We start from the raw sequence: 22,958 nt of genomic DNA on the forward strand, positions 1-22,958 counted from the left end.
GGCCGGCACGCTGTTTGGGCCGGCCGGGCCGCGGAGAATGACCGTGGGAGGCGCCATAAGGAGGCGGTCCCCCATGGCTGCGACCATCCCCACGGCCCGGCCGGCCGACACGTTCGCCCTGCCGGTCGCCGGTGTCGCGTCCGCGCTGCTCGTCCTCGGCCTGATGCTCGGCGGCGGGCGGGCGCATCCGGCGCTCTCGGCCGCCGCCTTCGCCGCCCTGGCTGCCGCGGTCGCCGCCCTGTCCCGGCCGGGCAAAGCCCTGGCCGCCGCCGTGGTGTGCCGGCTGTTCCTCGACGGGTTCCTCGTCAACCGCGGCGGCGACCTGGCGTGGCACGCCGCCGACCGCGTGAGCCTGACCGTCGTGCTGCTCTCGGGGCTGGCGGGCGCCACGGCCACCGCCTGCGCCCGCGCGTTCCGCCCCGGCCCCCTGCCGTCAGCGGCCCGGTGGGTGCCAAGGCGCCACGCCGTCAGCTGCCGGACGGGCCCTGCCCCGGCGATAGGATGCCCCGGCGGAGCGCCCCAGGCGACCGCCACGCCCGCATCCCGTACGGCCCCACCTGCGGAAAGGCAGCCGACCCCATGACGGCACACTTCACCGGCAGCGCGTCCTTCGAGCCGCAGGGGCCGTGGCTCGGGCCGGGAGTGGTGGTGCTGACGGGCATTCAGGCGGCCGGGAAGACCACCGTGGCGCAGGCGCTCACGGAGCGGCTGGCGCGGTCGGTGCATCTGCGCGGCGACACGTTCCGGCGCATGGTCGTCCGGGGCCGGGCCGAGATGACACCGGACGCCGACGAGGCGGCCGTCGCCCAGTTGCGCCTGCGGCACCGGCTGACCGCCGTCTGCGCCGACCAGTACGCGCAGGCGGGGTTCACCGTCGTCGCCCAGGACATCCTGCTCGGCGAGCACCTCACCGAGATGGCCGAGCACATCAGGACCCGCCCGCTGGCGGTGATCGTCCTGGCCCCTGGCCCGGCGGTGGTCGAGGCACGGGAGGCGGGCCGGGCGAAGACGGCCTACGGCCCCGCCTTCGGCGTGCGCGACCTCGACACGGCGCTGCGCGAGGACACCCCGCGGATCGGGCTGTGGCTGGACACCTCGGACCAGACCGTGGAGCAGACCGTGGACGAGATCCTCGCCCGCGCCTGGACCGAGGGCGCCATCGCCTGAGCGAGGGCGGCGGGCACCGGCCCCGCCCCTCCCCGGCGGGCTCCGCGGCCGCCGCTTGCCGCCGCTTTCCGCCGTACGGGACCGGGGTGGTCGCCGGTACGGGTGAGTGACCGGTACCCGTTCGGCTTGGATGTCGGCGAGGCTCCTCCGACCGGGTGAAACGCGCGCACGACGGGTCGTGGAGGTCACTAAGGTGCCCGCCATGACCACATCCCAGGCCTCAACCGGCAACCTTCCGCTCAACCAGCTGGGCACGCTCATGATGATCGGATGGAGCGGCGCGCACCCCGAGGACGGTCACGATGTCCCCTTCCTGCTCGCCTACTCCCTCGGAGACGGCAAGGACGGCCCCGAGGCCGGGTCGGAGGCCATGGGCAAGATGCTCGGCCAGGCCGGGCTGCTGGTCGGCGGCGAGCTCCAGGACGCGTCCCGCACCCCCTCCCTTCCGCTGACGCTGATCGTCGAGGCCGGCCGGGCGGTGCTGACGATGCCGGTCTTCAGCGCGCAGTGCCTGGTGCCGCCGGAGTGGCTGGCGGCGGCCGACTACCGCGGGCAGGTGTACGGCATGTTCGCCACCCGGCCGTGGCCCGAGGCGCGGCCCGGCGGCCCGGTCAGCGAGGACATGCTGCGGGCCTTCGCCGGCGACGAGTCCGTGATCAAGAGTTCCGCGCACTGCCTGATCCCCGTGCGCAGCCTGCAGGGCAAGTCGGCCTAGCCCGTCGGGCCCGTCGCCCCGTGCCACCCCGGATGCGGAACCGGCCGGACGCGGTGACCCTGGAAGGGTGGGGGCGTCAGTGGCGAGGAGGACGACTCATGTCCGTGATGGACAAGCTCAAGCAGATGCTGAAGGGCCACGAGGAGCAGACCGGCAAGGGCATCGACAAGGCCGGAGACTTCGTGGACGACAAGACCCAGGGCAAGTACAGCGGTCAGGTCGACACGGCCCAGGACAAGCTCAGAGGCCAGTTCGGCAAGGATCAGGGCCAGGACCAGCCGCCGCAGTCCTGATCGCGCACCGTCCCGGGCCGGGCCCCGCCTGACGGGCCCGGCCCGGGACGTCCGTGCGCCCGAACGTCACGTCAAGGAAAATCACTCGCCTTCACCCGTTCGAGCGATACGTACTTGCCTGATCGATTCTCCTCTCGCGCGTCCGGCTACGGTTTTTCCGCACCCCGGTCCCCGGTGCCCATCAGCCAGCAGCCGCTTCGCGGCCCGTGCATCCGGTAGGGGGCGACATGGCGGAACGCACCGTCGACGGGTCCTTGTACACGTATACGGTCGGCGACCAGTTCGTGCTCGCGTTCCGGGGCGAACTCGACCTCGCTCTGGCGCTGGCACTGCAACCCGGAATAGACGAGTCCCTGCCGCCCCGCCCGGAGACCGTGGTCGTCAATCTGTGCCAGGTCGGCTTCATGGACTGCAGCGGGCTGGCCCTGCTCTGCCGTCTGCGTGAGCGGGTGGCCGAGCGCAGTGGCCGGCTGGTGCTGCTGGGGCCGCGTCCGATCGTGCGCCGGCTGCTGCGCCTCGCACCGCTCGACGAGCAGTTCGTCGTGATCGAACGGCTGCTGCCCGCCCGCACGCTCAACTGACGCCACGGGCGGGCGGGCCTGCGGGCCGCCTCCCCGCGCCTACAGGAAGTCGACTCCCTGGGCGAGCGGCAGGGCGTCCGAGTAGTTGACCGTGTTGGTGACCCGGCGCATGTACGAGCGCCAGGCGTCGGAGCCGGACTCCCGGCCGCCACCGGTCTCCTTCTCCCCGCCGAACGCGCCGCCGATCTCCGCGCCCGAGGTGCCGATGTTGACGTTGGCGATGCCGCAGTCGGAGCCGTCGGCGGCCAGGAAGCGTTCGGCCTCCCGCTGGTCGCGGGTGAAGATGCCGGACGACAGGCCCTGGGGCACGTCGTTGTGCAGCGCGACGGCCTCCTCGAAGGTGCGGTAGGTGAGGACGTACAGGATCGGGGCGAAGGTCTCGGCGCGGACGACGGCGGTCTGCGCGGGCATCCGCACCACCGCGGGCCTGGCGTAGGCGGCGTCCGGTACCTGTTCCGTGAGCCGCAGGTCGCCGCCGGTGAGCACGGTGCCGCCGTCCGACCTGGCGGCGTCCAGGGCCTTGGTCATGGCGGCGTGGGAGCCGGGGCCGATCAGCGGCCCGACGAGGGTCGCGTCGTCGAAGGGGTTGCCGACGGGCAGCTGCTCGTAGGCGTGCACGATCCGCTCCGTCAGCCGGTCCGCGACGTCCTCGTGGACGATCAGGCGGCGCAGGGTCGTGCAGCGCTGGCCCGCGGTTCCGGCGGCGGAGAACACGATGCCCCGTACGGCGAGTTCCAGGTCGGCGGACGGGGTGACGACGACGGCGTTGTTGCCGCCGAGTTCGAGCAGGCAGCGGCCGAAGCGGGCGGCTACCCGCGGTGCCACCTCGCGGCCCATCGGTACCGAACCGGTGGCACTGACCAGGGCGATCCGCGGGTCGTCGACGAGGAGGGCGCCCGTGTCCCGGCCACCGAGCAGCAGCCGGTGCAGCCCGTCCCGCTCGCCCGTGTCGGCGATCGCGCGGGCGAGCAGGGCGTCGCAGGCCAGCGCGGTGAGCGGGGTCCGCTCGGAGGGCTTCCACACCACCGGGTCGCCGCAGACCAGGGCGATGGCGGTGTTCCAGGACCAGACGGCGACGGGGAAGTTGAACGCGGAGAGCACCGCGGCCGCGCCGAGCGGGTGCCAGGTCTCCGCGAGGCGGTGGCCCGGCCGTTCGCTGGCCATGGTGCGCCCGTAGAGCCGGCGGGACAGCCCGACGGCGAAGTCGCAGATGTCGATCATCTCGCGGACCTCGCCCAGCGCCTCGGAACGGATCTTGCCGACCTCGATGGTGACCAGGTCGGCGAGGTCGTCCTGATGGGCGGTGAGGAGTTCGCCGAGGCGCTTGACCAGCGCGCCGCGCCGGGGCGCCGGGACGGTGCGCCACTCACGGAACGCCGCTTCGGCGTCGGTGATCGCGGCGTCGGCCTCCTCGGCGGTGGCGGCGGGCAGCCGGTACAGGACGCCGCCGGTGACGGGCGTACGGGCGGTGATGCCGACGCCCTCCGGGACGGCTGCCACGCCGCAGCGGAGCAGCCGTCCCGCGGCCCGGTCGCGGAGTTCCTCGGTGCTGGGGAGCTGGGTGCGGGGGCTCACGGGGCGGCTCCTTCGGTACGGGGCGGCGGGGAGGGGCGCAGAGCGGTCGCGCGGGACGCGAGGGCGCGGCGGGCGTCGTCCGCGCCCAGGGCCTCCAGCGCGTGCCGCAGCGCGGCGTCCTGCTGGGCGGCGTAGATCTCGAAAGGGTCGTGCACGGGGCGTTCGAGGATCGCGGAGAGCCGGTGCTCGTCGTAGGGCGTGCCGGTGCGGGCGGCATCCCGGGTGCCCTGGCCGGCGAGGTTGGAGCGGAAGATACCGGCGGCCGAGCGGGGCAGGAAGTCCTCGTAGACGATCGGGTGGGAGGTCAGCCAGCCGTCGTCCAGCAGCCCGGCCAGGTCCGCGGGCGGCCGCCGTCCGTCGCGCGGGCGCGCCGCCGCCGGGTGGAAGGTGAAGAAGGCCAGCTCTCCGGCGGCGAGCAGGCGTTCCTCGCGCGGGAAGCCGGCCTCCCACACCTCGCGGGCCACGTCCTGGCGGGTGGCCCGGCCGTCCTCGGCGAGCCGCCGGTCCGTCTCCGCGCAGAGCGCGTCGTAGCGGGCGCGGCCCGCGCGGCTCAGTGCGATGCCGCGCGCCTCGACCTCGCCGAAACGGACCCGCAGCGTGCCGGTGGTCACGCTGCCGTCCGGCTCGCGGAACCTGCGCGGTTCGTCCAGGGCGCGGAACGAGGTCTGCCGCAGCAGCACGTCGGGCCCGTCCCAGCGCGGCGGTCCCTGGATCTCGTCGATCATCGTGACGCCCCGGTCCGCCATCCGCCGGTACAGCGCGTCGATGTCCAGGACGCGCGGCGTGAGGTGGTTGAGGTGGGTGCGGGTCACCCCGCCGATGTCGGCGGCGACCGCGGAGATCCGGGCGAGTTCGGCGTACCAGGCGCGGTCGACCGGTTCCGGGGAGAGCGCGAAGGCGTCGACCGCCAGGGCGAGGAAGCGTTCCGCTTCCTCCGGTGCGAGGCCGTGCTCCCGCTCGGCACGGGCGGCGAGCGTGAGCAGTTCCGGCGGGAAGAGGGTGCGGCGGGCCAGGAACGCTTCCAGCCGGGCCTGGAGGCCGGCGTCGAAGAACCGGCGGTCCGCCGTGGTGAGCAGGGAGGTGAAGACGCGGAAGGGGTTGCGGGCGAGTTCGTCGGGGTCGACCGGCCGGAACGCGGTGGAGACGACCGGTACCGCGCTGGTGGTGGCGTCCCGCAGGTCGTAGAAGCCCACCGGGCGCATGCCCAGGGCGGCGAAGACCTGGGCGGCTTGGCGCAGTTCCCGTGGCGTGCCGACGCGGATGGCGCCGTGCCGCTCGGCGGTGACCCGGTCCAGGCCGCCCAGCCGTCCCGCGTCCGGGTTCCGGCGCGCTACCTCGTCGTTCACCTCGCCCGTCACGTCCAGGAGGGTGGTGTACGCGGGGACCTCGGTGCCGTACACGGCGGAGAGCCGGCGGGCGAAGGCGGCGCGCAGCCGCCAGGTGGGGATCATGCGGACCTCCCGGGTGGTGGACGGTTGCCGGTGTGTCAGATGACGTGTGCCTCCGGGCGGCCGCCCGCGGGCCCGCCGCCCGCCGTACGCCCGGTGCCCGCCCGGCCGCCGAACCGGGTGGCGGCCAGCGGCCCGACGTCGAGGAACGGCTCCCGGCCCAGGTAGAGGTCGCGGACCAGCTCCCCCACCGCGGGCGCCTGGAGGAAGCCGTGGCCGGAGAAGCCGGTGGCGTACAGGAACCGGCCGACGTCCGCCGACTCGCCGATGAGCGCGTTGTTGTCGGGGGTGGTCTCGTAGAGGCCGGCCCAGCCGTGGCTGACCGGCACCGCGGCCAGGGCGGGCGCCCGCCGTGCGACGGCCTCGCGGAAGGGTTCCAGCCACTCCCGGCTGAACTCCCGGCCGAAGCCCGGCTTCTGGCGCGGGTCGGACATGCCCAGCAGCAGCCCGCCCGCGCCGTCGTTGTGGAAGTAGGCGGTCGTGGCGAAGTCGAGGGTGAACGGGATACGGGGCGGCGCCGGGCGCAGCGGCCCGGTGAACGCGATCTGCCGGCGCACCGGGGTGACGGGCAGCCGTACGCCGGCCATCGCGCCGACCTCCGCCGACCAGGCGCCCGCACAGCAGATCACCGCGCCGGTGCGCACGGTGCCGTGCGGGGTGCGGACGGCGCGCACGGTGCCGCCCGACGTCTCGATCGCGGTGACGGGGCAGTGCGTACGGACGGCCGCGCCCCGCCGTACGGCCGCGCGCAGGTAGCCGGTCACCGCCGCCCCGGGCAGTGCGTAGCCGTCGGTGGGGCAGTACGCGGCGGCGAGGATGCCGTCCGGGTCGAGGTAGGGGCACAGCGCGGCGGCCTCGGCCGGTCCGATGAGCCGGCTCGGCACACCGAGCGCGTTCTGTGCCGCCACCCCCTCCGCGAACAGTCGGCGTTCGGTGTCGTCGCCGAGCAGGAAGAGGTAGCCGACGCTCTCCAGGCCGATGTCCGCGCCGGGCCGCTCGCCGAACGCCCGCCACGCCTCCAGGCTGCGCCGGCCGATCCGGATGTTGAGCGGGTCGGAGAACTGGGCGCGTACGCCGCCGATGGGCTTGCCCGAGGAGCCGGCGGCGGGCCGGTCGCGCTCCAGCAGGAGCACGCCTGCGACACCGGCCTCGGCCAGATGGAACGCGATGCTCGCCCCGAGCACGCCGCCGCCGACGATCACGACGGCGGCGCGTGCGGGGACGGGCGCTGAAGCCGTGCTGCGGTGCATGCGGACACCTTTCCGTCGGTGTGCCGGGCGAGCCGCGCCGGTCACCGGCGCAGGTCGTCCACGAGCGTAGGCGACGGGCGGGGGATCTCGCCGAAGTCCTCGTCGTCGCCGGCGACGGTGAGGCGGTTGATGACGCTCTCCAGGGCGGCGGGCAGGGTGGGCGCGAGGCCGCTGTGCCACTGGACGAGCAGGGCGTGCCGGGCGGCGTCGGGCAGCAGGTGCTGCGCGTCGAATGCGGCGGTCGGCGGCGGCTCCTCGTCGGGGTCGTGCGCGGCCTGTGTGCGCCAGTAGGCGGCGTCGCGGAACTCGCCGCGCCGGCGGTGGGAGAGGTACAGGCAGTAGGCGGCGGTACGGCTGCCGCCGCCGGCGCCGAACCGCCACCAGAAGTCGGCGGCCTCGGCGCGTCCGGTGATGTGCAGCAGGCAGCCGAAGACCAGGGCCCCTTCGGGGTCGATGCGGTGGTCGTCGACCAGCCGGGCGAGGCTGTCCGCCGCCGCGGCCGCGTTGACCACCAGGGCGCAGGCGAGGTCGAGTTCGTGGGTGGCCTCGTCGTGGGCGCTCGGGTAGGCGGTGGGCGCCGGGGCGCCCGGGCGCCGTCCGGCCGGGTAGGCGGCGCCGGTGTGCTCGTCGGCGCCGGTGTCGCGGAGGAGCCGGTCGCGTGCCGCCGCGGTGTCGTAGGAGCCGTAGGACTCGGCGAGTACGTCGGCGGCGGCTGCCAGCAGGGATTCGATGGTCTCCCGGCCGGCCCGGCGGGTGTGCGGCATGGGTCACTTCCCCTTCGTGGGGCCCGGTTCGATGCCGAGCGCGGCGGCGAGCCGGCGTTTGCCGCGGCTCGCGTGGGAGCGGACGGTGGCCTCGTCGACACCGAGCAGGGCGGCTATCTGGTCGTCGGAGTACCCGACGACATGGCGCAGCACGATCACGTCGCACTGCCGTTCGGGCAGTCGCGCGATCGCCTCGTACAGGCCCAACTGGCTCTCCAGGAGGGCGAACTGCTGCTGGCACTCGCGCAGCAGGGCGCGGGTGACGACGGCGAAGGCCGCGCTCTCGGTCAGCGCGGTGGCCCGCCCGTGCCGGCAGAGCCAGTCCACGACGGACTCCTTGAGGACGGCCCAGGCGTAGGCGTCGACCGAGGACTGCTTGAGCGCGTACGGCCAGCACAGCCGTAGGCGCTGGTAGGCGGTGCCGGTGACCTCCAGGGCCGCGTCCTCGGTGCCGGTGTGCAGGTAGGAATAGGCCAGCCATTTGCGGTAGTGCGTCTCGTGGAACGCCTCGAAGGCGACGGCCAGTCGCCGGCCGGCCTGTCGCAGCTGGTCGCCGGCCGGTGGCGGCAGGCGGTGGGTCACGGGTGCCCCTGCCCGCCGTCACGGCCGGCGCCGGGGACGCGGGCGGTGGGCAGCGGGAGGAGGGCGTACCGGTACGTACTCACGTGAAGTCCTCGTTCCGTTCGCCGCGGTCCGGGAGTCCGGAGGGCTCCGGCATCAGCGGGAGGGCGCGGCGGCCCTCTCTTCCAATGAACCGGAAAACCCGCCCCGTTGTGGCACCGACCGCCAAGAAATCTCGCCGTGCGCGTTCATGTGATTACTTGGGGCGGTGCGGCCGGGCCCGCGTCGCCCACGGGCGAATGACCGGGGACACGCAGGGTAGTGCTCTGGCGGCAGCCCGGCAGCCGCACAGGGGAGGCGGACCGCGATGAGCGAGCAGCACGGCGAACCGGTGGTGGACCTGCAACTGGACCGCGCCCACTCGGCCCGCATCTACGACTACATGCTCGGCGGCAAGACCAACTTCCTCGCCGACCGCACCGCCGCCGGCAGCGTGCTCGCCGTCTTCCCCGCGGCGCTGGTCGCCGCGCGGATCAACCGGGAGTTCATGCACCGCACCACCCGCGCCTTCGCGCGGGCGGGCCTGCGCCAGTTCCTGGACATCGGTACCGGCATCCCCACCCCGCCCAACCTGCACGAGATCGCCCAGGACATCGCGCCGGACGCCCGCGTCGTCTACACGGACAACGACCCCATCGTGCTGGCCCACGCCGCCGCGCTGCTGCGCAGTACGCCGGAGGGCCGCACGGCCTACCTCCAGGCCGACGTCACCGACCCGGCCGCCATCGTCACCGCGCCCCGGGTCCGCGAGACCCTCGACCTCGCCCGCCCGGTCGCGCTGAGCCTCAACGCCCTCATGCACTTCGTGCCGGACGACGGGCAGGGCCGGGCGCACCGGGTCGTCGAACACCTCAAGGCGGCCCTGCCCAGCGGCAGCACGCTGGCGATGACCCATGCCACCGCCGACTTCGCCCCCGAGGCGATGGGCCGGATCCTGGACATCTACGCCGCGGCGGGAACGTCGGTGCAGTTCCGTACGGAGGCCGAGTTCACCCGCTTCTTCGACGGCTGGGAGCTGCTGGAGCCCGGTGTCACCCTGTCCCACCAGTGGCGCCCGGACGACCCCGGCGACGCCACGCACGTCACGGACGCGGAGGCCGCCAGCTACGCGGCGGTCGCGCGCAAGCCCTGACGGCGGGCACCCTACGCGCCGTCGCCCTGCTGGTAGGAGAACCCTGGCGGTGGCCGCAGCCCCTGGATGCTCGGAAGGTGGAAGAGGAGTTCCGTCGTCGTCTCGGTGGTCGTGTGGAGCGCTTCCGGGATTCCCGCGGCCTCCGCGGTGGTCTGGGCCGTGGAGACGACCGAGCCCGCCAGGAGGGCCGCTGCGGCGATTTTCTTGATCATGCCCTGCACAACGAGCGTCCCGGCGCGCGGGTCACCCCGCCGCCCGCACCGGTGTGCGGGAGACGGGGTGCGGGCGGCGTGCCGGGCGACGGCCCGGCGGGCGTCCGTATCCGCTCAGGACTCGCGGCCGCCCTTGTTCTTGAGGGAGTCCCGCATGCCCTGGGCGTTGCCCTTGACCTCGTCCACCGCGCCCTTGGCCTTGCTCTTGGCCTGGTCGGCCCGGCCCTCGCCCTTCATCCGGTCGTTGCCGGTGACCTTGCCCGTCATCTCCTTGGCCTTGCCCTTGGCCTTGTCCATGGCGCTGTCGCCCATGACGTACTCCCTACGGTCCGCTGGTGGGACATCCCACGCTGCCGCAGCCGGGCGGCGGGCGCATCCGGAGGCGGCTACCGGTAGCGCGCGGCCGTCGGCCGGCGGCCCGGCCGTTCACCCGTTCGCCCGTTCCGGATCGCAGCTCGCACGCGGGGCTCCTAGCGTCCGTACGGCGGAGCGTCCTGTCCGCGCGACCCGCGGCCGAAGGAGTTCGACATGCGCCGGCTCATCGCCGTACCGACCGCACTGCTCGCCCTCGCCGTCGCGGGGTGCGGCGGCAGCGGCCCCGACGACACCGCGGCGTCGCCCGCCGCCACCGGCTCCGCGCCGGGCGCGAGCCCCACGAAGAGCCTCACGGGAAGCCCGTCGGGGGACCCGGGGGCCACCGGCGGCCCGGGGCCGTCCGGCTCCGGCACGGCCGTCCCGGGGCAGCCGCTGGACTGCGGGGCGCTGCCGGACGCCATGGGCGAAGGCCTGACCGCGCGCCTGTTCTCCGGGCCGGGCGCCGGGCCGACGGCCGGCTGCGCCGAGGCGCGGAGCGTGATGGCCGAGTTCTTCCGCAAGGCCGACGCCGGCCGGCCTTCGCTGACCGTACGGGGCTGGGAGTGCCAGTACGAGAACGGGCCCACCGGCACCTGGCTGAGCAGCTGCCGCAAGGACGGCGGCCGGCAGCAGATGCACACGGAGGAGGCGGGCCGCTCGGCACCGCCGGACGCGCCGGAGCAGTCGCCGGGCGACCCCGGCGCGCCCGAGGAGCCCGGCATCCCCGGCCTGCCGGGCGGCGAGGAGTCCCAGACCTCGATCCGGCTCCCGTGGGCACCGGTGTGAGCGGCGGCCGCCGGTACGGCAGGTGAGCGGAATCTAGGCCCGTTCGATCCCCTCGAACCACGCCGGGCCGTCGTCCAGGGCCATCTTGATCCGGGACACCGCGAACTCCTCCAGCTCCGGCAGGGCGTCCAGCGCGAACCAGCCCACCTCCAGCGACTCGTCGTCGTTGACGGCGGCCTCGCCGCCGACCGCGCGGCAGCGCAGCGAGACGTCCATGAACTGGCACTCGTCGCCGTTGGGGTACCGGACCCGCTGCAGCGCCTCGACGAGGATCACCCGCTCGGGCACGACGTGCACCGCGGTCTCCTCGAACACCTCGCGCACCGCGGTCTGCGCCGGCTGCTCCCCCGGTTCCGGGATCCCGCCGATGATCGACCACATGCCGTTGTCGGCTCTGCGGCCGAGCAGGACCCGGCCGCGGTCGTCGAAGACCACGGCGCTCACGCCCGGCAGCCACAGGAGCTGGTGGCCGATGCCGGCCCGGATGTCACGGATGAAGTCGGGTGTCGCCATACCCGGCACCCTAACCACCACCGGGTAACGGGAGCGTCGCGCGCCGCGGGCAGGTGGGCGCCTACGGCTCAGCTGCCCGCCGCGCGGCCCTTGTCCGCCCCGCACCTGCCGCGGATGCAGCGCACCGCGTTCTCCGCGTCGTCCACCGTGATCGTGAAGCTGCGGCCGTCGCCGAGCCGGAGCACCACCGCCTCGCCCCGCCGTACGACCACGGCCGTGCCCTGTTCGGGGCGCCAGCGGTAGCCCCAGCCGCCCCAGTGGCGCGGGGTGACCCGGGGCGCGAAATCCGCGCCGACGACGTGTTCCAGCGGGATCCGGCGGCGGGGCAGGCCCATGTGCCCGCACCGCACCTCCAGGCAGTCCTTGTCGACCCGGACGGCCACGTGGACGAAGGCGAGGGTGCCGAAGAGCACCAGCAGACCGGCCAGGACGCAGCCCACCACCGACATCAGCAGCGGTGCCAGTCCGGAGGTCCAGGCGCTGTCGACGGCCAGCTCGATGCCGAGCGCCATGCAGGCCGCGCCGATGCCGGCCAGCAGCCACTGCACGCGATTGGTGGCGCGTCCCTGCCACACCTCGGGGACGTCCGCGGGGCCCGGGGGGTCGGGGTGACTGCCGGAGCCCCCGCCGTTGCCGTCACCGACGGGGCTGCCGTGCTTGCCGGGGGCTGCTGCCCCCTCGTGGGGGTGGTCCCTCATACGACGCAGCGTACGCGCCTTTGCCCGCCCTGGCAGCGTGTCGCGCGCCTTGGGGGGCTTCAGTGACGGACGGGCTCGCCAGCGGCCAGGAGCCGCCCCTCGGCGTAGGAGAGCGCGGCCTCGGGGAGGCGTCCGGGGCGGCCGCTGAGGAGCACGGTGACGCTGCCGGTCGGGCCGGCCGAGGGGGCCGGGTCGGCGCCGATGCGGCGCAGGGCCTGGGCGGCGACCGCCTCGGCGGAGCCGAGCAGGACCAGCGCGGGGGCGCCCGGCTGCTGGAGGGCGGCGCGGATGCGCTCGGCGACCAGTTCGTAGTGGGTGCAGCCGAGGACGACGGTGCGGACGTCACGTGGCGTGTTCGCGGCGGCGGCCGCGACGGCGGCGTCGATCGCGGCCTCGTCGGCGGCCTCGACGGCGTCGGCCAGGCCGGGGCAGGGCACGCCGGTGACCTCGACGCCCGAGGCGAACTGTTCGATCAGACCCCGCTGGTACGGGCTGCCGGTGGTGGCCGGCGTGGCCCAGATCGCTACGGGCCCGCCGGTGGCGGCGGCCGGCTTGATGGCCGGGACGGTGCCGATGACCGGCAGTCCGGGCTCCAGCTCGGCGCGCAGGGCGGGCAGGGCGTGCACGGAGGCGGTGTTGCAGGCGACGATCAGGGCGTCCGGGCGGTGCGCGGCGGCGGCGCGCGCGACGGCGAGCGCGTGTGCCGCGATGTCGTGCGGCGGGCGCGGTCCCCAGGGCATGCCGTCCGGGTCGGAGGAGATGACCAGGTCGGCGTCGGGCCGCAGCCGCCGTACCGCGGCGGCCGCCGCGAGCAGGCCGGTACCGGAGTCCATGAGCGCGATCTTCACCCGGACACTTTACGCCGGGCCGCCCGGTGCTTGTCATACCGGTGATCCCCGTCCGCCGCGTTCGCGGGGCCGCCGGGCGGGTTCCGGCCGCGGCACGCGCCGGTGCGGCAGACTGCGCCCCGTGGGAGCGATGGAGTGGATCGGCGCGGGGACGCTGGCGGCCTGGGTGTGGCTGGCGCTGGGGCAGGGCTTCTTCTGGCGGACGGACGTACGGCTGCCGGCGCGCACGGACCCGGAGCGGTGGCCGCCGGTCGCCGTCGTGGTCCCGGCGCGCGACGAGGCCGCGGTGCTGCCGGAGAGCCTGCCGTCCCTGCTGGCGCAGAAGTATCCCGGCCGGGCCGAGGTGTTCCTCGTCGACGACGGCAGTACGGACGGGACGGGCGAGCTGGCCCGGGAGCTGGCGGACGGGCGGGGCGGGCTGCCGCTGACCGTGGCCCGGCCCGGCGAGCCGGAGCCGGGCTGGACGGGCAAGCTGTGGGCCGTACGGCACGGCATGGCGCTGGCCCGGGAGCGCGGCGGCGCGGAGTACCTGCTGCTGACCGACGCGGACATCGCCCACGAGCCGGACAGCCTGCGGGAGTTGGTGTCGGCGGCGCACTCGGCCGGCCTGGACCTGGTGTCGCAGATGGCGCGGCTGCGGGTGGTGACGTTCTGGGAGCGGCTGATCGTCCCGGCGTTCGTGTACTTCTTCGGGCAGCTGTATCCCTTCCGGTGGGTCAACAGGCCACGGGCGCGGACCGCCGCCGCGGCCGGGGGCTGTGTGCTGCTGCGGTGTGCGGCGGCGGAGCGCGCGGGGGTTCCGGACAGCATCCGGCACGCGGTGATCGACGACGTGACGCTGGCCCGGGCGGTGCAGCGGACGGGCGGCCGTATCTGGCTGGGGCTGGCCGACCGGGTGGACAGCGTGCGCCCGTACGCGGGGCTGGGCCAGCTGTGGCGAATGGTCTCGCGCAGCGCGTACGCCCAACTGCTGCACAGTCCCCTGCTGCTGGCGGGAACGGTGGCCGGGCTGGCACTGGTCTACCTGGCGCCGCCCGCCGCGCTGGCCGCCGGACTGGCGGGCGGCAGCACGACGGCGGCAGCGCTGGGCGGGGCGGCGTGGGCCGTGATGACCGGGACGTACCTGCCGATGCTGCGCTACTACCGGCAGCCGCTGTGGCTCGCGCCCCTGCTTCCGTTCACCGCGCTGCTCTACCTGCTGATGACGGTCGACTCCGCCGTCCAGCACTACCGGGGGCGCGGGGCCGCCTGGAAGGGCCGGACGTACGGGGCGCCCGGCGCCTCCTGAGGGACGCTCACTTGCTGGCCGGGGACCAGTTCAGGCCCCAGCCGTAGGCCTCGTCGACGGTGCGCTGCGGGCTGACGCCCGGCGCGGGCACGAGGTAGCGGGCCTCGCGCTGCACGACCAGTTCGCTGCCGGTGTTGGTGATCAGGGCGAGAGCGCAGACGTTGGACGGGACGGTGCACTCGTCGAGCGAGAAGTCGACGGGGGCGCCGAACTGCGGCTGGAGCGTGACCGTGGCGTGCAGCCCTTCGAAGCTCCTGGCGCCCGCGTAGACCGTCACGAAGACGAGGATGCGGCGGATCTGGTGCCGGTGGTCGAGGTTGACCGTCAGGTTCTCGCCCGCGGCGGCGGCGCCGGTGCGGTCGTCCTGGTCGAGCTGGATGTACGGCGGGGTGTGCAGCGCGCCGAAGTTGCCGCCGATGGGGTGCACGACGCCCGCGCTGCCGTCGGTGAGTTCGTACAGCGCGCACAGGTCGAGGTCCAGGTCGCCGGACTGGGGCAGCAGGGCCCCGCGGGCGCCCAGCGCCTCCATGGTCCTGCGGCCCAGCTTCTTGCCGAGGCGGGAGGCGGGTTTGCCGGCCTGCTGCCAGTTCAGGTTGACCCGCAGGGCTCCCGAGGTGCCGCCCTGCTTCGTCAAGGAGACGGCCGGGGCCTCCTTCGTGAGGGTGACCTTGGAGGGGCTCACGGGCGGGGCGGGCGGTGGGACCGGAGCCGGGGCGGCGGCCGGGACCGGTGCGGCAGCCGGGGCCGGAGCCGCGGCGGGCGGCTCCTCCTCCACGCTGATGCCGAAGTCCGTGGCCAGCCCGGCGAGCCCGGTGTCGTACCCCTGGCCCACGGCGCGGAACTTCCAGGCGCCCTGCCTGCGGTACAGCTCCCCGAGGACGAAGGCCGTCTCGGCGGTGGCGTCCTGGCTGTCGAAGCGGGCCAGTTCGGCGCCGCTGCCCGCGTCGAGCACCCGGATGTGCAGTCCGGGCACCCGGCCGAAGGACCCTCCGTCGGCCGAGGCCGCGAGCACCACCTTCTCGACGGCGGCCTCCAGCCGGCCCAGGTCGACGGACAGGGTGTCGGTCGTCGTGTCCCGGGCGGGCCGCTTGCCCTCATGGCGGACGGTGCCCGAGGCGTGCACGGCCTGGTTGTAGAAGACGAGGTCAGCGTCGTTGCGGACCTTTCCCGCCGCGGTCAGCAGCAGCGCCGAGGCGTCCACGTCGGGGACGCCGGGCCCGGTGTGCCAGCCCAGCTCGATCCGTACCGACGGTGCCGGTACCGCGACGTTGCTTCCCTTGGGCATCGGCATCGTGGCGCCTCCCTCTCGCTTCGCTCGCCGGGCCGCCGTGCGGCGGCCCCCCTCCACGGTGGCAGCTTCCAACCTACTTGCCGAAAAATGTCCGGCGTTCATCTGTCGTGGACGCGTCCTTTACACGATCCCTACGGGCGATCGCGACCGATTTTGCCAAGTTCGCTCACATTGCGGATCAGAAGCTCCACACGACACGTGAAACAACCCTCTTTTCAGGCTCCCCAACCGGCACATCGTGGGCTTAACTTAAGAGGTATGACCTCCCCCCGCTCTACCTACGGCGGCGGCTACTACGCCTCGCCGTCCTTCCCGGACACCCCGATCTACGACTCCCTCGTCGCCGAACGCGGTACCCCGCAGATCGCCCCGATCCGGGTCGAGTCCCCTTATGACACGGGCTCGTCGTACTTGCCGGCCCTGCCGTCGGCACTGCCCGCGCTGCCCGCGGCCCCGTCCCCGCAGTATTCCGGCCACGGCTATCCGGGTGCCGCCGCGCAGCCGGTGGCGCCGCTCCAGAGCACGCCGGCCCCGTACATCCCCCAGCAGGCGGGCCCCCGCGGCCATCCCGCCCAGCAGCCGCAGCAGTACCAGCGGCCCGCCGGGAACACCGGCACGGGGTACGAATCGATGCGCCCGGCCGGTCCTGTCGCCCCGCGCCCCGCGCCCGCCCCGTACGACGACCAGTACGGCCGCCAGTACCCGCGGGGTTACTGACACCGCGACGGAAATTCCGGGGCGGAGCAGCCGGTGCCGCACTCCGGGGCGGCACCGGTCGCCGGGTCACCGCGGGCGCCTGGCAGGATGGGGGCGTGCAGAACCCTTTCCTCAAAGCTGTCCACCGGTACCCGGTCAAATCCGTGGCGGGGTGCGCCCCGGGCGAGGCGGTCGTGGAACCGTGGGGGCTCGCCGGGGACCGGCGCTGGATGCTGGTCGACGCCGAGCGCCGGTTCGTCACCCAGCGCGGCCGGCCGCGGCTGGCGTCGGCCGCCGCCGCGGAACTGCCGGGCGGCGCGGTCCGGCTGACGGCGCCCGGCATGGAGCCGCTGACCGTCGGGGTGCCGGAGCCGGGCGCGACGGTCACGGTCGAGGTGTGGCGGGACAAGGTCGAGGCGGTGCCCGCGTCGGGTGCCGCCGCCGAGTGGTTCAGTACGTATCTGGGCGTCCCGGTGGAGCTGGTGCACCTGGACGACCCGGCCGGCCGGCGGCCCGCCGACCCGGCGTACGCGAAGCCGGGCGAGACCGTGAGCTTCGCCGACGGCTTCCCTCTCCTCCTGACCGCCACCGCCTCGCTCGACGCCCTCAACTCCCTCGTCGCCCAGGGCGGCCGCGCCGAGGAGGGCCCGCTGCCGATGGACCGCTTCCGGCCGAATGTCGTCGTGGCGGGCACCGCGCCCTGGGACGAGGACGACTGGCGGCGGATACGGATCGGCGAGGTCACCTTCCGCGTGGTCAAACCGTGCGGCCGGTGCGTGATCACCACCACCGACCAGCGGACCGGGCAGCGCGGCAAGGAGCCGCTGCGCACGCTGGCCCGCCACCGCCGCATCGGTGACCAGCTCGTCTTCGGCCAGAACCTGATCCCGGAGGGCACCGGCACGATCAGGACCGGCGACCCCTTCGAGGTGCTCGCCCGCGCCCCGCGCCCCTGAGCCCCCGTACGCCCGGCGCCTGACACCCCGTCCGGCCCGGAACCGGTACCGGCCACCCCGCTCCGGCGCCGCATTGCGGGCGCGTGTCCGGCTGCCTACAGTGAGCGCACGGCGATGCCGACAGCGGAAGCCGTTGGGAGTCCACGTGCCGATGCCGTCCGGGCGGGTGCCCGGAGACCACCTCATACCGGTACAGCACATGCGTCCCGGGGATCACGCCTTTGTGAGCTACGACGATGACGAGGTGCGCTGGGAGGTCATGACCGCCTTCGTACGGCTCGGCCTGGCCCAGGGCGAGAAGGTCATCCTCTTCCCCGACCCGTGGCTCCCGGAGGCCGAGGTGTTGGCCCGGCTCGACTTCACCGGCCGCAGCACCGCCACCGCCCGCGAACGGGGGCAGTTGCTGCTGAGCAGCATGCGGGCCCTGATCCGGCCGGACCTGCGGTTCACCCCCGAGCGGCAGATCGGGCGGCTGCGCTCGGAGACGGCCCGCGCCGCAGACGAGGGGTTCACCGGCCTGCGGACCTTCATCGACATGCGGTGGGTGCCCGACCTCGACGCGGACGTACGGGTGATGATGCACCGCGAGACGCACGCGGACGCGCTGTTCGACGGGCGGCCGTACAGCGAGATCTGCGCCTACGACCGCCGGTGGTTCGGGCGCGAGGTGCTGCACGCCATGGACCGGGCGCACCCGCGCAGCCTCCTGGAACGGCTCGGCAGCCTGCGGACGGTGCGCGGCGGGGACGGCAGCGTGCGCTTCGTCGGCGAGGCGGACTCCGCCGCCCGCCGCCCCTTCACCACCGCGCTGGAACTGGCGCTCTCCGGCAGCACCGGCGCGCGCCGGCTCATGGTCGACCTGACGCAGCTGCACTTCCTGTCGGTGGCCTGCGCCACCGCACTGATCAGACTCGCCGACCGGGCCGCCGGGCACGACCTGGTCGAGGTCCGCTGCGACCGCGTACAGGCGCGGACGCTGCTGCGGCTCGGCGCCGCCACGGTGCCGCGGCTGCGCACGACGGAGGTGGTGCGGCCGTGCTGACCCCGGAACCGGCCATGTCCGAGGACGGGCCGGCGGACACGCAGGTGTCCACGTGCCTGTTGCAACGCCGCTTCACCGCGCGCCTGCTGCCGCAGTTGCGGCTGCTGGTGGAGGAGTGCGCCGTCCGCGAAGGTCTGGCGGAGCCGCGGCGGGGCGAGTTCGTGCTGGCCGTCGACGAGATCGCGGGCAACGCCGTGGAGCACGCGGGCGGCTCGGGGCGGCTGCTGCTGCGCCGCGTCGGTGACGAACTGGAGTGCCGTATCAGCGATTCGGGTCCCGGCTTCAGCGAAACCGTGATCCCCGAACTGCTGCCGGGGCTCGACGGAGCGCACAAGGGACGCGGACTGTGGCTCGCACGCCTGGTGGCGGACCGGTTCGCGGTGCGGGCGGCGAACGGCGCGGAGGCGTCCGGCGCCCGGGGCGCCGAGGTCACCCTGGCGATCCGGGTGCAGTGACGCGGCCGGGGCCGGCCACCGGCGTGCGGCCCCGCGCCGTCCTTCTCTCACATCCCGCGCAGCCACTCCTGCGCCCGGTCGCGCAGGGTCTGCTCGTCCTGCTGCTCGGCCGCGTCGTCGTGCGTGTAGTGCAGCTCGTCGACCACCGCGACCACCCCGTCGACCCGGCCCGCCAGCCGCACCGCGAGGGTCACCTCGCTGCTGCGCCCCAGCCGCCCGGACAGCGTGACCACTCCCGCCCGTACGGACACGCCGACCGCGCCGGGCTTGAGACCGAGGGTGCGCACGAGCACCTCGGTGATCAGTTCCTCGCGGATCTCCTCGTCCGGGCGCAGGAAGACCTTCAGCAGGTCGCTGCGGGTCACCAGCCCGCACAGCCGGCCCTCCGCGTCGACGACCGGCAGCCGGTCCAGCTTCCCGGCCACCATCAGCCGGGCGGCCTCGGCGACGGTCTGGTGGGGCCCGATCGTGACCGGCGGCGAGGTCATCAGCTGGCCCGCCCGCAGGCTGCGCTGCCTGACGCGGGCCGCGCGGGCGCTGCCGGTGAGGCGGCGGCGGTGGTACCAGCGGTTCTGGAGCATGTCCTGGGCGGCCTGGCGGAACATCAGGTCCGTCTCGGAGATCACGCCGAGGACCTTGTTGTCGGCGTCGACGACGGGCAGCCCCGTCTTGCGGTGCTTGCTCAGCAGGGTGACGACATCCCTGAACGGCGTGCCGTAACGGGCCTTGACGACCTCGGTGTTCATGAGCCTGCCGACCAGTCGGTGATCCATCGCGGGCCTCCCTGTGCCGGGGAACAGTCTCGGCCGCGCCCGGGGGCCGCTGAAGGCCGCACACCGGGCGATACGGCATGCGCCCCGCAGGTGAGGGAGCGCCACGGGGGCCCGGGACCGTACCCGGACCGGAGCCCCCGCCCGCCGGTACCGCGTTCGCGCCGCCCCCGGTGGTTTCGCGCGCCGTTCGCGCCGTTCACGCATGACGCGCGCCGGACGAGGTACCTACGGACACGGAGAGGAGGCACGAAGTGGTACGAGTCATCGCGGGACTGTGGCGCTGGCGGCGCAGCCCGCTGCGCCGGACGACCGATCTCCTGGAGGCGTGGGTGGCGCTGGCCGCCGCCGTGCTGATCGCGGTGGGCGGCGCGGGTACGGCCTGGGCCGTGGGCGGCGCCGCGCAGGACGCGCTGCTGCGGTCCGTCCGTGCCCAGCACCAGGAACGGCACCAGGTCTGGGCGACGGCGGAGCGCGCCGCGCCGCGCGCCCGCGTGGACCCGGATCCCGAGACCTCCTCCGACCGGGAGGCGCACCGCAGGGTGAACGCCCGCTGGACCGCGCGGGACGGCACCGCGCACAGCGGCCTGGTCGCCGCGCCGCACGCCGTGCGGCCGGGCGACCGGTTCCGGATCTGGACCGACGACAGCGGTCTGGTCGTGCCCCGTCCGATGGACGCGAGCAACGCCAGGGCACACGCGGTGCTGGCGGGCCTGGGCGCCGCGGCGCTGCTGGCGGGGGCGGTGGAAGGCGGCCGGCGACTGGTGGTGCGGCGGATGCTGGTGCGCAGGTACCGGCGCTGGGAGCAGGAGTGGGAGCGCGCGGGACAGGACTGGGGACGGGCCGGGGCGGGCAGCTGAACGACCGGGCAGCCGAGGGCCTTCGAAGGCCCGGACATACAGGCTGACCATGTCATCCGGCGCCCGCCGGGCGCGCTACGGTGGAGCGGCCAGCCTCCCGGCTGGGGTTCCGGGCACGCGTACGCGGACATACACGGACGTACAACTGCCGGGCCGGTAACAGCCGCACGAGGTGGGGACAGAACAGCGCCATGGCACAGGGCTCCGTCCAGGTGACGCATTCGGGCACGTCGCGGTGGCGGCGCCGCACGGGCGAGTACAGCTCGCTGGCGGCGGCCCTGGATGCCGCGGGCGACGGCGACGTGCTGACCGTGGGCGCCGGTACGTACCGCGAGAACCTGGTGCTGGTGCGCGCGGTGACGCTGCGCGGGCCCGAGGGGGCGCGCGGGTCGGTGCGGATCGCGCCCGCCGACGGCGTCGCGCTGACCGTGCGCGCCTCCGCCACCGTGCAGGACCTCCGGGTGGAGGGGCAGGACTCCACCGCGCCCGCCGTGCTGGTGGAGGGCGGGTCCCCGGAGCTGGACGGGCTGCGGGTGATGACGCGTTCGGCGTCCGGCATCGAGGTGCGCGGCGGCGCCCGCCCGACCGTGCGCCGCTGCTCGGTCGACAACCCGGGCGGGGTGGGCATCAGCGTGCTGGACGGCGCGGGCGGGATCTTCGAGGAGTGCGAGGTGGTGGCCGCCGGGCAGGCCGGGGTGGCGGTGCGCGGCGGCGCGCACCCGCGGCTGGAGAACTGCCGGGTGCACCACGTCTCCGGTGCGGGCCTGTCGGTCAACGGCGAGGGCAGCGGCGTCGAGGCGTTCGGCTGCGAGCTGTACGAGATCAAGGGCGCGGGCGTGCAGATCGCCTCGCGCGCGAGCGGCCAGCTGACCGACTGCAAGGTGCACCGGACCTCCGCCGACGGCGTCACCCTGGACACCGACGCGGTACTCACGCTCGCCGACTGCGACATCCACGACATTCCGGAGAACGCCGTGGACCTGCGGTCCCGGTCGGTGCTGACGCTGACCCGCAGCACGGTGCGCCGCTTCGGCCGCAACGGGCTGTCCGTGTGGGACCCGGGCACCCGGGTGGACGCCAACCGGTGCGAGATCCACGACAGTACGGGTGACTACCCGGCGGTGTGGGTCAGCGACGGCGCGACCGCCGTACTGGACTCGACGCGGGTGCACGACGTGCCGGACGCGCTGTTCGTGCTGGACCGGGGTTCGCGCGCGGACGTGGTGGACTCCGACCTGTCCCAGGTGCGCAACACGGCGGTGTCGGTGAGCGACGGCGCGACCGTGCAGCTCGACGACTGCCGGATCCGGGAGGCGGCGACCGGTGCCTGGTTCCGCGACCACGGCAGCGGCGGCACGCTCGCCAACTGCACGATCGACGCGGCGCAGACGGGCGTGATCGTGACCAAGGGCGCCGACCCCACCGTCGAGCGCTGCACCGTCAGCGCACCGGCCGAGGCCGGCTTCTACGTCTCGGCGCAGGGCCGCGGCACGTTCGACGGCTGCCGGGTGACCGGCAGCTCCGGGTACGGCTTCCACGTCATCGACGGCTGCCGCACGACGCTGACGCGCTGCCGCACCGAGCGGTGCGCGCGCGGCGGGTACGAGTTCGCGGACAGCTCCGCCGCCCGCGGCGAGGGGAACACGGGCGGGCCCACCGTCGAGGACTGCACCAGCGACGAGAGCGGGGCGGCCGGCGGGCCGCCGGTGCCGGCCGCGGCGGTACGGGCGCCGGCGGCCGTCCCCGCGACCCAGCCGGCCGGGCTGCTCGGGGCCGTACCGGCACAGACCGCGCAGCCGGCGCCGGAGGCCGCCGGGCCCGCCGCCGCGAGCCGGCCGTCCGACGAGGTGCTCGGCGAACTGGACCGGCTGGTCGGCCTGGAGAGCGTCAAGCGCGAGGTGCGCAGCCTGATCAACATGATCGAGGTGGGGCGCCGGCGGCAGGAGGCCGGGCTCAAGGCCGCCTCCGTCCGCCGCCATCTGGTCTTCACCGGCTCCCCCGGCACCGGCAAGACCACGGTCGCCCGCCTCTACGGCGAGATCCTGGCCGCGCTGGACGTGCTGGAGCGCGGGCACCTGGTGGAGGTGTCCCGGGTGGACCTGGTCGGCGAGCACATCGGCTCGACGGCGATCCGTACGCAGGAGGCGTTCGACCGGGCGCGCGGCGGGGTGCTGTTCATCGACGAGGCGTACGCGCTCTCGCCGGAGGACTCCGGGCGGGACTTCGGGCGCGAGGCGATCGACACGCTGGTGAAGCTGATGGAGGACCACCGGGAGGCGGTGGTGGTGATCGTGGCCGGTTACACGGCCGAGATGGAGCGCTTCCTCGCCGTCAACCCCGGTGTGGCATCCCGTTTCTCACGCACCATCACCTTTGGCGACTACACGCCGGAGGACCTGCTGCGGATCGTCGAGCAGCAGGGTGAGGAGCACGAGTACCGGCTGGCCGAGGGCGCCGGCGAGGCCCTGCTGAAGTACTTCACCGCGCTTCCCAAGGGCCCCTCGTTCGGCAACGGGCGGACCGCGCGGCAGACGTTCGAGGCGATGGTCGAGCGGCACGCGGGCCGGGTCGCCCAGCTGGCCGACCCGGACACCGACGCGCTGACCCTGCTGTACGCGGACGACCTGCCCGACCTTCCCTGAC

At 74.5% G+C, this 22,958-nt stretch carries 26 protein-coding genes; 14 read left to right on the forward strand and 12 right to left on the reverse strand.

The window, feature by feature from the left end:
• Positions 1–73 precede the first annotated feature (73 nt).
• The 5 genes from ACH4K4_RS14310 (at position 74) to ACH4K4_RS14330 (ending at position 2,756) form a co-directional block, all read left to right on the forward strand.
• Entirely contained in the window at positions 74–583 is a 510-nt protein-coding gene (locus ACH4K4_RS14310; RefSeq protein WP_398167366.1) for a hypothetical protein, read from the forward strand.
• Positions 580–1,167 (forward strand): AAA family ATPase, encoded by a 588-nt coding sequence (locus tag ACH4K4_RS14315; protein ID WP_398167368.1) that lies wholly within the window; start codon positions 580–582, stop codon positions 1,165–1,167. Before ACH4K4_RS14310 ends, ACH4K4_RS14315 begins: the two co-directional genes overlap by 4 nt.
• A gap of 202 nt (positions 1,168–1,369) precedes the next feature.
• On the forward strand, positions 1,370–1,882 hold the full coding sequence (locus ACH4K4_RS14320) for a DUF5949 family protein (RefSeq protein ID WP_360138152.1): 513 nt from the start codon (positions 1,370–1,372) through the stop codon (positions 1,880–1,882).
• 98 nt (positions 1,883–1,980) lie between these two features.
• Positions 1,981–2,175 (forward strand): antitoxin, encoded by a 195-nt coding sequence (locus ACH4K4_RS14325; RefSeq protein WP_398167370.1) that lies wholly within the window; start codon positions 1,981–1,983, stop codon positions 2,173–2,175.
• A 227-nt stretch (positions 2,176–2,402) separates the two neighbouring features.
• Positions 2,403–2,756, forward strand: a complete 354-nt coding sequence (locus tag ACH4K4_RS14330; RefSeq protein WP_398167371.1) for an anti-sigma factor antagonist — start codon at positions 2,403–2,405, stop codon at positions 2,754–2,756.
• 39 nt (positions 2,757–2,795) lie between these two features.
• On the opposite strand, the gene ACH4K4_RS14335 is transcribed toward ACH4K4_RS14330, so the two are convergent.
• The 5 genes from ACH4K4_RS14335 to ACH4K4_RS14355 are packed head-to-tail and all read right to left on the reverse strand — an operon-like array spanning position 2,796 to position 8,375.
• The gene (locus tag ACH4K4_RS14335; protein ID WP_398167373.1) at positions 2,796–4,331 is read right to left on the reverse strand and encodes an aldehyde dehydrogenase family protein; all 1,536 of its coding nucleotides are present in this window, start codon (positions 4,329–4,331) and stop codon (positions 2,796–2,798) included.
• Positions 4,328–5,782 (reverse strand): 2-oxoadipate dioxygenase/decarboxylase family protein, encoded by a 1,455-nt coding sequence (locus ACH4K4_RS14340; protein WP_398167375.1) that lies wholly within the window; start codon positions 5,780–5,782, stop codon positions 4,328–4,330. The genes ACH4K4_RS14335 and ACH4K4_RS14340 overlap by 4 nt, the downstream gene beginning before the upstream one ends.
• A gap of 35 nt (positions 5,783–5,817) precedes the next feature.
• Entirely contained in the window at positions 5,818–7,029 is a 1,212-nt protein-coding gene (locus ACH4K4_RS14345; RefSeq protein WP_398167376.1) for an NAD(P)/FAD-dependent oxidoreductase, read from the reverse strand.
• A gap of 41 nt (positions 7,030–7,070) precedes the next feature.
• On the reverse strand, positions 7,071–7,793 hold the full coding sequence (locus ACH4K4_RS14350) for a hypothetical protein (RefSeq protein WP_398167377.1): 723 nt from the start codon (positions 7,791–7,793) through the stop codon (positions 7,071–7,073).
• A gap of 3 nt (positions 7,794–7,796) precedes the next feature.
• Positions 7,797–8,375 carry an RNA polymerase sigma factor gene (locus tag ACH4K4_RS14355; RefSeq protein ID WP_398167378.1) on the reverse strand — a complete coding sequence of 193 codons (579 nt, stop codon included), beginning with the start codon at positions 8,373–8,375 and terminating at the stop codon, positions 7,797–7,799.
• Positions 8,376–8,721: 346 nt separating this feature from the next.
• Here ACH4K4_RS14355 and ACH4K4_RS14360 point away from each other — a divergent pair, with 346 nt between their 5' ends.
• Positions 8,722–9,546, forward strand: coding sequence for an SAM-dependent methyltransferase (locus tag ACH4K4_RS14360; RefSeq protein ID WP_398167379.1), 825 nt, complete (start codon positions 8,722–8,724; stop codon positions 9,544–9,546).
• A gap of 11 nt (positions 9,547–9,557) precedes the next feature.
• Here ACH4K4_RS14360 and ACH4K4_RS14365 read toward each other — a convergent pair whose 3' ends face one another.
• Together ACH4K4_RS14365 and ACH4K4_RS14370 are read right to left on the reverse strand one after the other, a co-directional pair.
• Positions 9,558–9,758, reverse strand: coding sequence for a hypothetical protein (locus tag ACH4K4_RS14365; protein WP_398167381.1), 201 nt, complete (start codon positions 9,756–9,758; stop codon positions 9,558–9,560).
• A gap of 114 nt (positions 9,759–9,872) precedes the next feature.
• Complete coding sequence (locus tag ACH4K4_RS14370) at positions 9,873–10,070, reverse strand: CsbD family protein (protein ID WP_398167382.1); 198 nt, start codon at positions 10,068–10,070, stop codon at positions 9,873–9,875.
• 216 nt (positions 10,071–10,286) lie between these two features.
• Here ACH4K4_RS14370 and ACH4K4_RS14375 point away from each other — a divergent pair, with 216 nt between their 5' ends.
• A complete protein-coding gene (locus tag ACH4K4_RS14375) occupies positions 10,287–10,898 on the forward strand; it encodes a hypothetical protein (protein ID WP_398167384.1) in 612 nt (203 codons plus the stop codon).
• 33 nt (positions 10,899–10,931) lie between these two features.
• Here the strand turns inward: ACH4K4_RS14375 and ACH4K4_RS14380 are convergent, their stop codons facing one another.
• The 3 genes from ACH4K4_RS14380 to ACH4K4_RS14390 form a co-directional block, all read right to left on the reverse strand.
• Positions 10,932–11,411, reverse strand: a complete 480-nt coding sequence (locus ACH4K4_RS14380; protein ID WP_398167386.1) for an NUDIX hydrolase — start codon at positions 11,409–11,411, stop codon at positions 10,932–10,934.
• A 68-nt stretch (positions 11,412–11,479) separates the two neighbouring features.
• The gene (locus tag ACH4K4_RS14385) at positions 11,480–12,109 is read right to left on the reverse strand and encodes a hypothetical protein (RefSeq protein ID WP_398167387.1); all 630 of its coding nucleotides are present in this window, start codon (positions 12,107–12,109) and stop codon (positions 11,480–11,482) included.
• A 59-nt stretch (positions 12,110–12,168) separates the two neighbouring features.
• Positions 12,169–12,957, reverse strand: a complete 789-nt coding sequence (locus ACH4K4_RS14390) for a glutamate racemase (protein WP_398167389.1) — start codon at positions 12,955–12,957, stop codon at positions 12,169–12,171.
• A gap of 130 nt (positions 12,958–13,087) precedes the next feature.
• Here ACH4K4_RS14390 and ACH4K4_RS14395 point away from each other — a divergent pair, with 130 nt between their 5' ends.
• The gene (locus tag ACH4K4_RS14395; protein ID WP_398168000.1) at positions 13,088–14,245 is read left to right on the forward strand and encodes a glycosyltransferase; all 1,158 of its coding nucleotides are present in this window, start codon (positions 13,088–13,090) and stop codon (positions 14,243–14,245) included.
• A gap of 7 nt (positions 14,246–14,252) precedes the next feature.
• On the opposite strand, the gene ACH4K4_RS14400 is transcribed toward ACH4K4_RS14395, so the two are convergent.
• Positions 14,253–15,536: a TerD family protein gene (locus ACH4K4_RS14400; RefSeq protein ID WP_398167391.1), complete on the reverse strand. Its 1,284-nt coding sequence runs from the start codon at positions 15,534–15,536 to the stop codon at positions 14,253–14,255.
• A gap of 258 nt (positions 15,537–15,794) precedes the next feature.
• Here ACH4K4_RS14400 and ACH4K4_RS14405 point away from each other — a divergent pair, with 258 nt between their 5' ends.
• The 4 genes from ACH4K4_RS14405 to ACH4K4_RS14420 all read left to right on the forward strand — a co-directional run bounded on the left by ACH4K4_RS14405 (position 15,795) and on the right by ACH4K4_RS14420 (position 18,685).
• Positions 15,795–16,253: a DUF6643 family protein gene (locus ACH4K4_RS14405; RefSeq protein ID WP_398167393.1), complete on the forward strand. Its 459-nt coding sequence runs from the start codon at positions 15,795–15,797 to the stop codon at positions 16,251–16,253.
• Positions 16,254–16,348: 95 nt separating this feature from the next.
• On the forward strand, positions 16,349–17,188 hold the full coding sequence (locus ACH4K4_RS14410) for an MOSC domain-containing protein (RefSeq protein WP_398167394.1): 840 nt from the start codon (positions 16,349–16,351) through the stop codon (positions 17,186–17,188).
• Between the two features lie 223 nt (positions 17,189–17,411).
• Positions 17,412–18,230 (forward strand): MEDS domain-containing protein, encoded by an 819-nt coding sequence (locus ACH4K4_RS14415; RefSeq protein ID WP_398167396.1) that lies wholly within the window; start codon positions 17,412–17,414, stop codon positions 18,228–18,230.
• A complete protein-coding gene (locus ACH4K4_RS14420; protein ID WP_398167397.1) occupies positions 18,224–18,685 on the forward strand; it encodes an ATP-binding protein in 462 nt (153 codons plus the stop codon). Before ACH4K4_RS14415 ends, ACH4K4_RS14420 begins: the two co-directional genes overlap by 7 nt.
• Positions 18,686–18,732: 47 nt before the next feature.
• Here the strand turns inward: ACH4K4_RS14420 and ACH4K4_RS14425 are convergent, their stop codons facing one another.
• Entirely contained in the window at positions 18,733–19,458 is a 726-nt protein-coding gene (locus ACH4K4_RS14425; RefSeq protein ID WP_398167399.1) for a CBS domain-containing protein, read from the reverse strand.
• 251 nt (positions 19,459–19,709) lie between these two features.
• Here ACH4K4_RS14425 and ACH4K4_RS14430 point away from each other — a divergent pair, with 251 nt between their 5' ends.
• Both ACH4K4_RS14430 and ACH4K4_RS14435 read left to right on the forward strand, forming a co-directional pair.
• Entirely contained in the window at positions 19,710–20,315 is a 606-nt protein-coding gene (locus tag ACH4K4_RS14430) for a hypothetical protein (RefSeq protein WP_398167400.1), read from the forward strand.
• Positions 20,316–20,506: 191 nt separating this feature from the next.
• Positions 20,507–22,957, forward strand: coding sequence for a right-handed parallel beta-helix repeat-containing protein (locus tag ACH4K4_RS14435; RefSeq protein WP_398167402.1), 2,451 nt, complete (start codon positions 20,507–20,509; stop codon positions 22,955–22,957).
• The last annotated feature ends 1 nt before the right edge of the window (position 22,958 follow it).

The organism is Streptomyces sp. NPDC017529 (assembly GCF_044329785.1).
In the GTDB taxonomy this organism is placed as follows: Bacteria; Actinomycetota; Actinomycetes; order Streptomycetales; family Streptomycetaceae; genus Streptomyces.

What these genes read in the sequence shown, in the direction of transcription:
- ACH4K4_RS14360 (WP_398167379.1), top strand. Translation starts at nt 8,722, where the DNA reads ATGAGCGAGCAGCACGGCGAACCGGTGGTGGACCTGCAACTGGACCGC.
- ACH4K4_RS14345 (WP_398167376.1), bottom strand. Translation starts at nt 7,029, where the DNA reads ATGCACCGCAGCACGGCTTCAGCGCCCGTCCCCGCACGCGCCGCCGTC.
- ACH4K4_RS14375 (WP_398167384.1), top strand. Translation starts at nt 10,287, where the DNA reads ATGCGCCGGCTCATCGCCGTACCGACCGCACTGCTCGCCCTCGCCGTC.
- ACH4K4_RS14400 (WP_398167391.1), bottom strand. Translation starts at nt 15,536, where the DNA reads ATGCCGATGCCCAAGGGAAGCAACGTCGCGGTACCGGCACCGTCGGTA.
- ACH4K4_RS14385 (WP_398167387.1), bottom strand. Translation starts at nt 12,109, where the DNA reads ATGAGGGACCACCCCCACGAGGGGGCAGCAGCCCCCGGCAAGCACGGC.
- ACH4K4_RS14395 (WP_398168000.1), top strand. Translation starts at nt 13,088, where the DNA reads ATGGAGTGGATCGGCGCGGGGACGCTGGCGGCCTGGGTGTGGCTGGCG.
- ACH4K4_RS14315 (WP_398167368.1), top strand. Translation starts at nt 580, where the DNA reads ATGACGGCACACTTCACCGGCAGCGCGTCCTTCGAGCCGCAGGGGCCG.
- ACH4K4_RS14325 (WP_398167370.1), top strand. Translation starts at nt 1,981, where the DNA reads ATGTCCGTGATGGACAAGCTCAAGCAGATGCTGAAGGGCCACGAGGAG.
- ACH4K4_RS14435 (WP_398167402.1), top strand. Translation starts at nt 20,507, where the DNA reads ATGGCACAGGGCTCCGTCCAGGTGACGCATTCGGGCACGTCGCGGTGG.
- ACH4K4_RS14365 (WP_398167381.1), bottom strand. Translation starts at nt 9,758, where the DNA reads ATGATCAAGAAAATCGCCGCAGCGGCCCTCCTGGCGGGCTCGGTCGTC.
- ACH4K4_RS14320 (WP_360138152.1), top strand. Translation starts at nt 1,370, where the DNA reads ATGACCACATCCCAGGCCTCAACCGGCAACCTTCCGCTCAACCAGCTG.
- ACH4K4_RS14350 (WP_398167377.1), bottom strand. Translation starts at nt 7,793, where the DNA reads ATGCCGCACACCCGCCGGGCCGGCCGGGAGACCATCGAATCCCTGCTG.
- ACH4K4_RS14330 (WP_398167371.1), top strand. Translation starts at nt 2,403, where the DNA reads ATGGCGGAACGCACCGTCGACGGGTCCTTGTACACGTATACGGTCGGC.
- ACH4K4_RS14425 (WP_398167399.1), bottom strand. Translation starts at nt 19,458, where the DNA reads ATGGATCACCGACTGGTCGGCAGGCTCATGAACACCGAGGTCGTCAAG.
- ACH4K4_RS14380 (WP_398167386.1), bottom strand. Translation starts at nt 11,411, where the DNA reads ATGGCGACACCCGACTTCATCCGTGACATCCGGGCCGGCATCGGCCAC.
- ACH4K4_RS14310 (WP_398167366.1), top strand. Translation starts at nt 74, where the DNA reads ATGGCTGCGACCATCCCCACGGCCCGGCCGGCCGACACGTTCGCCCTG.
- ACH4K4_RS14405 (WP_398167393.1), top strand. Translation starts at nt 15,795, where the DNA reads ATGACCTCCCCCCGCTCTACCTACGGCGGCGGCTACTACGCCTCGCCG.
- ACH4K4_RS14340 (WP_398167375.1), bottom strand. Translation starts at nt 5,782, where the DNA reads ATGATCCCCACCTGGCGGCTGCGCGCCGCCTTCGCCCGCCGGCTCTCC.
- ACH4K4_RS14370 (WP_398167382.1), bottom strand. Translation starts at nt 10,070, where the DNA reads ATGGGCGACAGCGCCATGGACAAGGCCAAGGGCAAGGCCAAGGAGATG.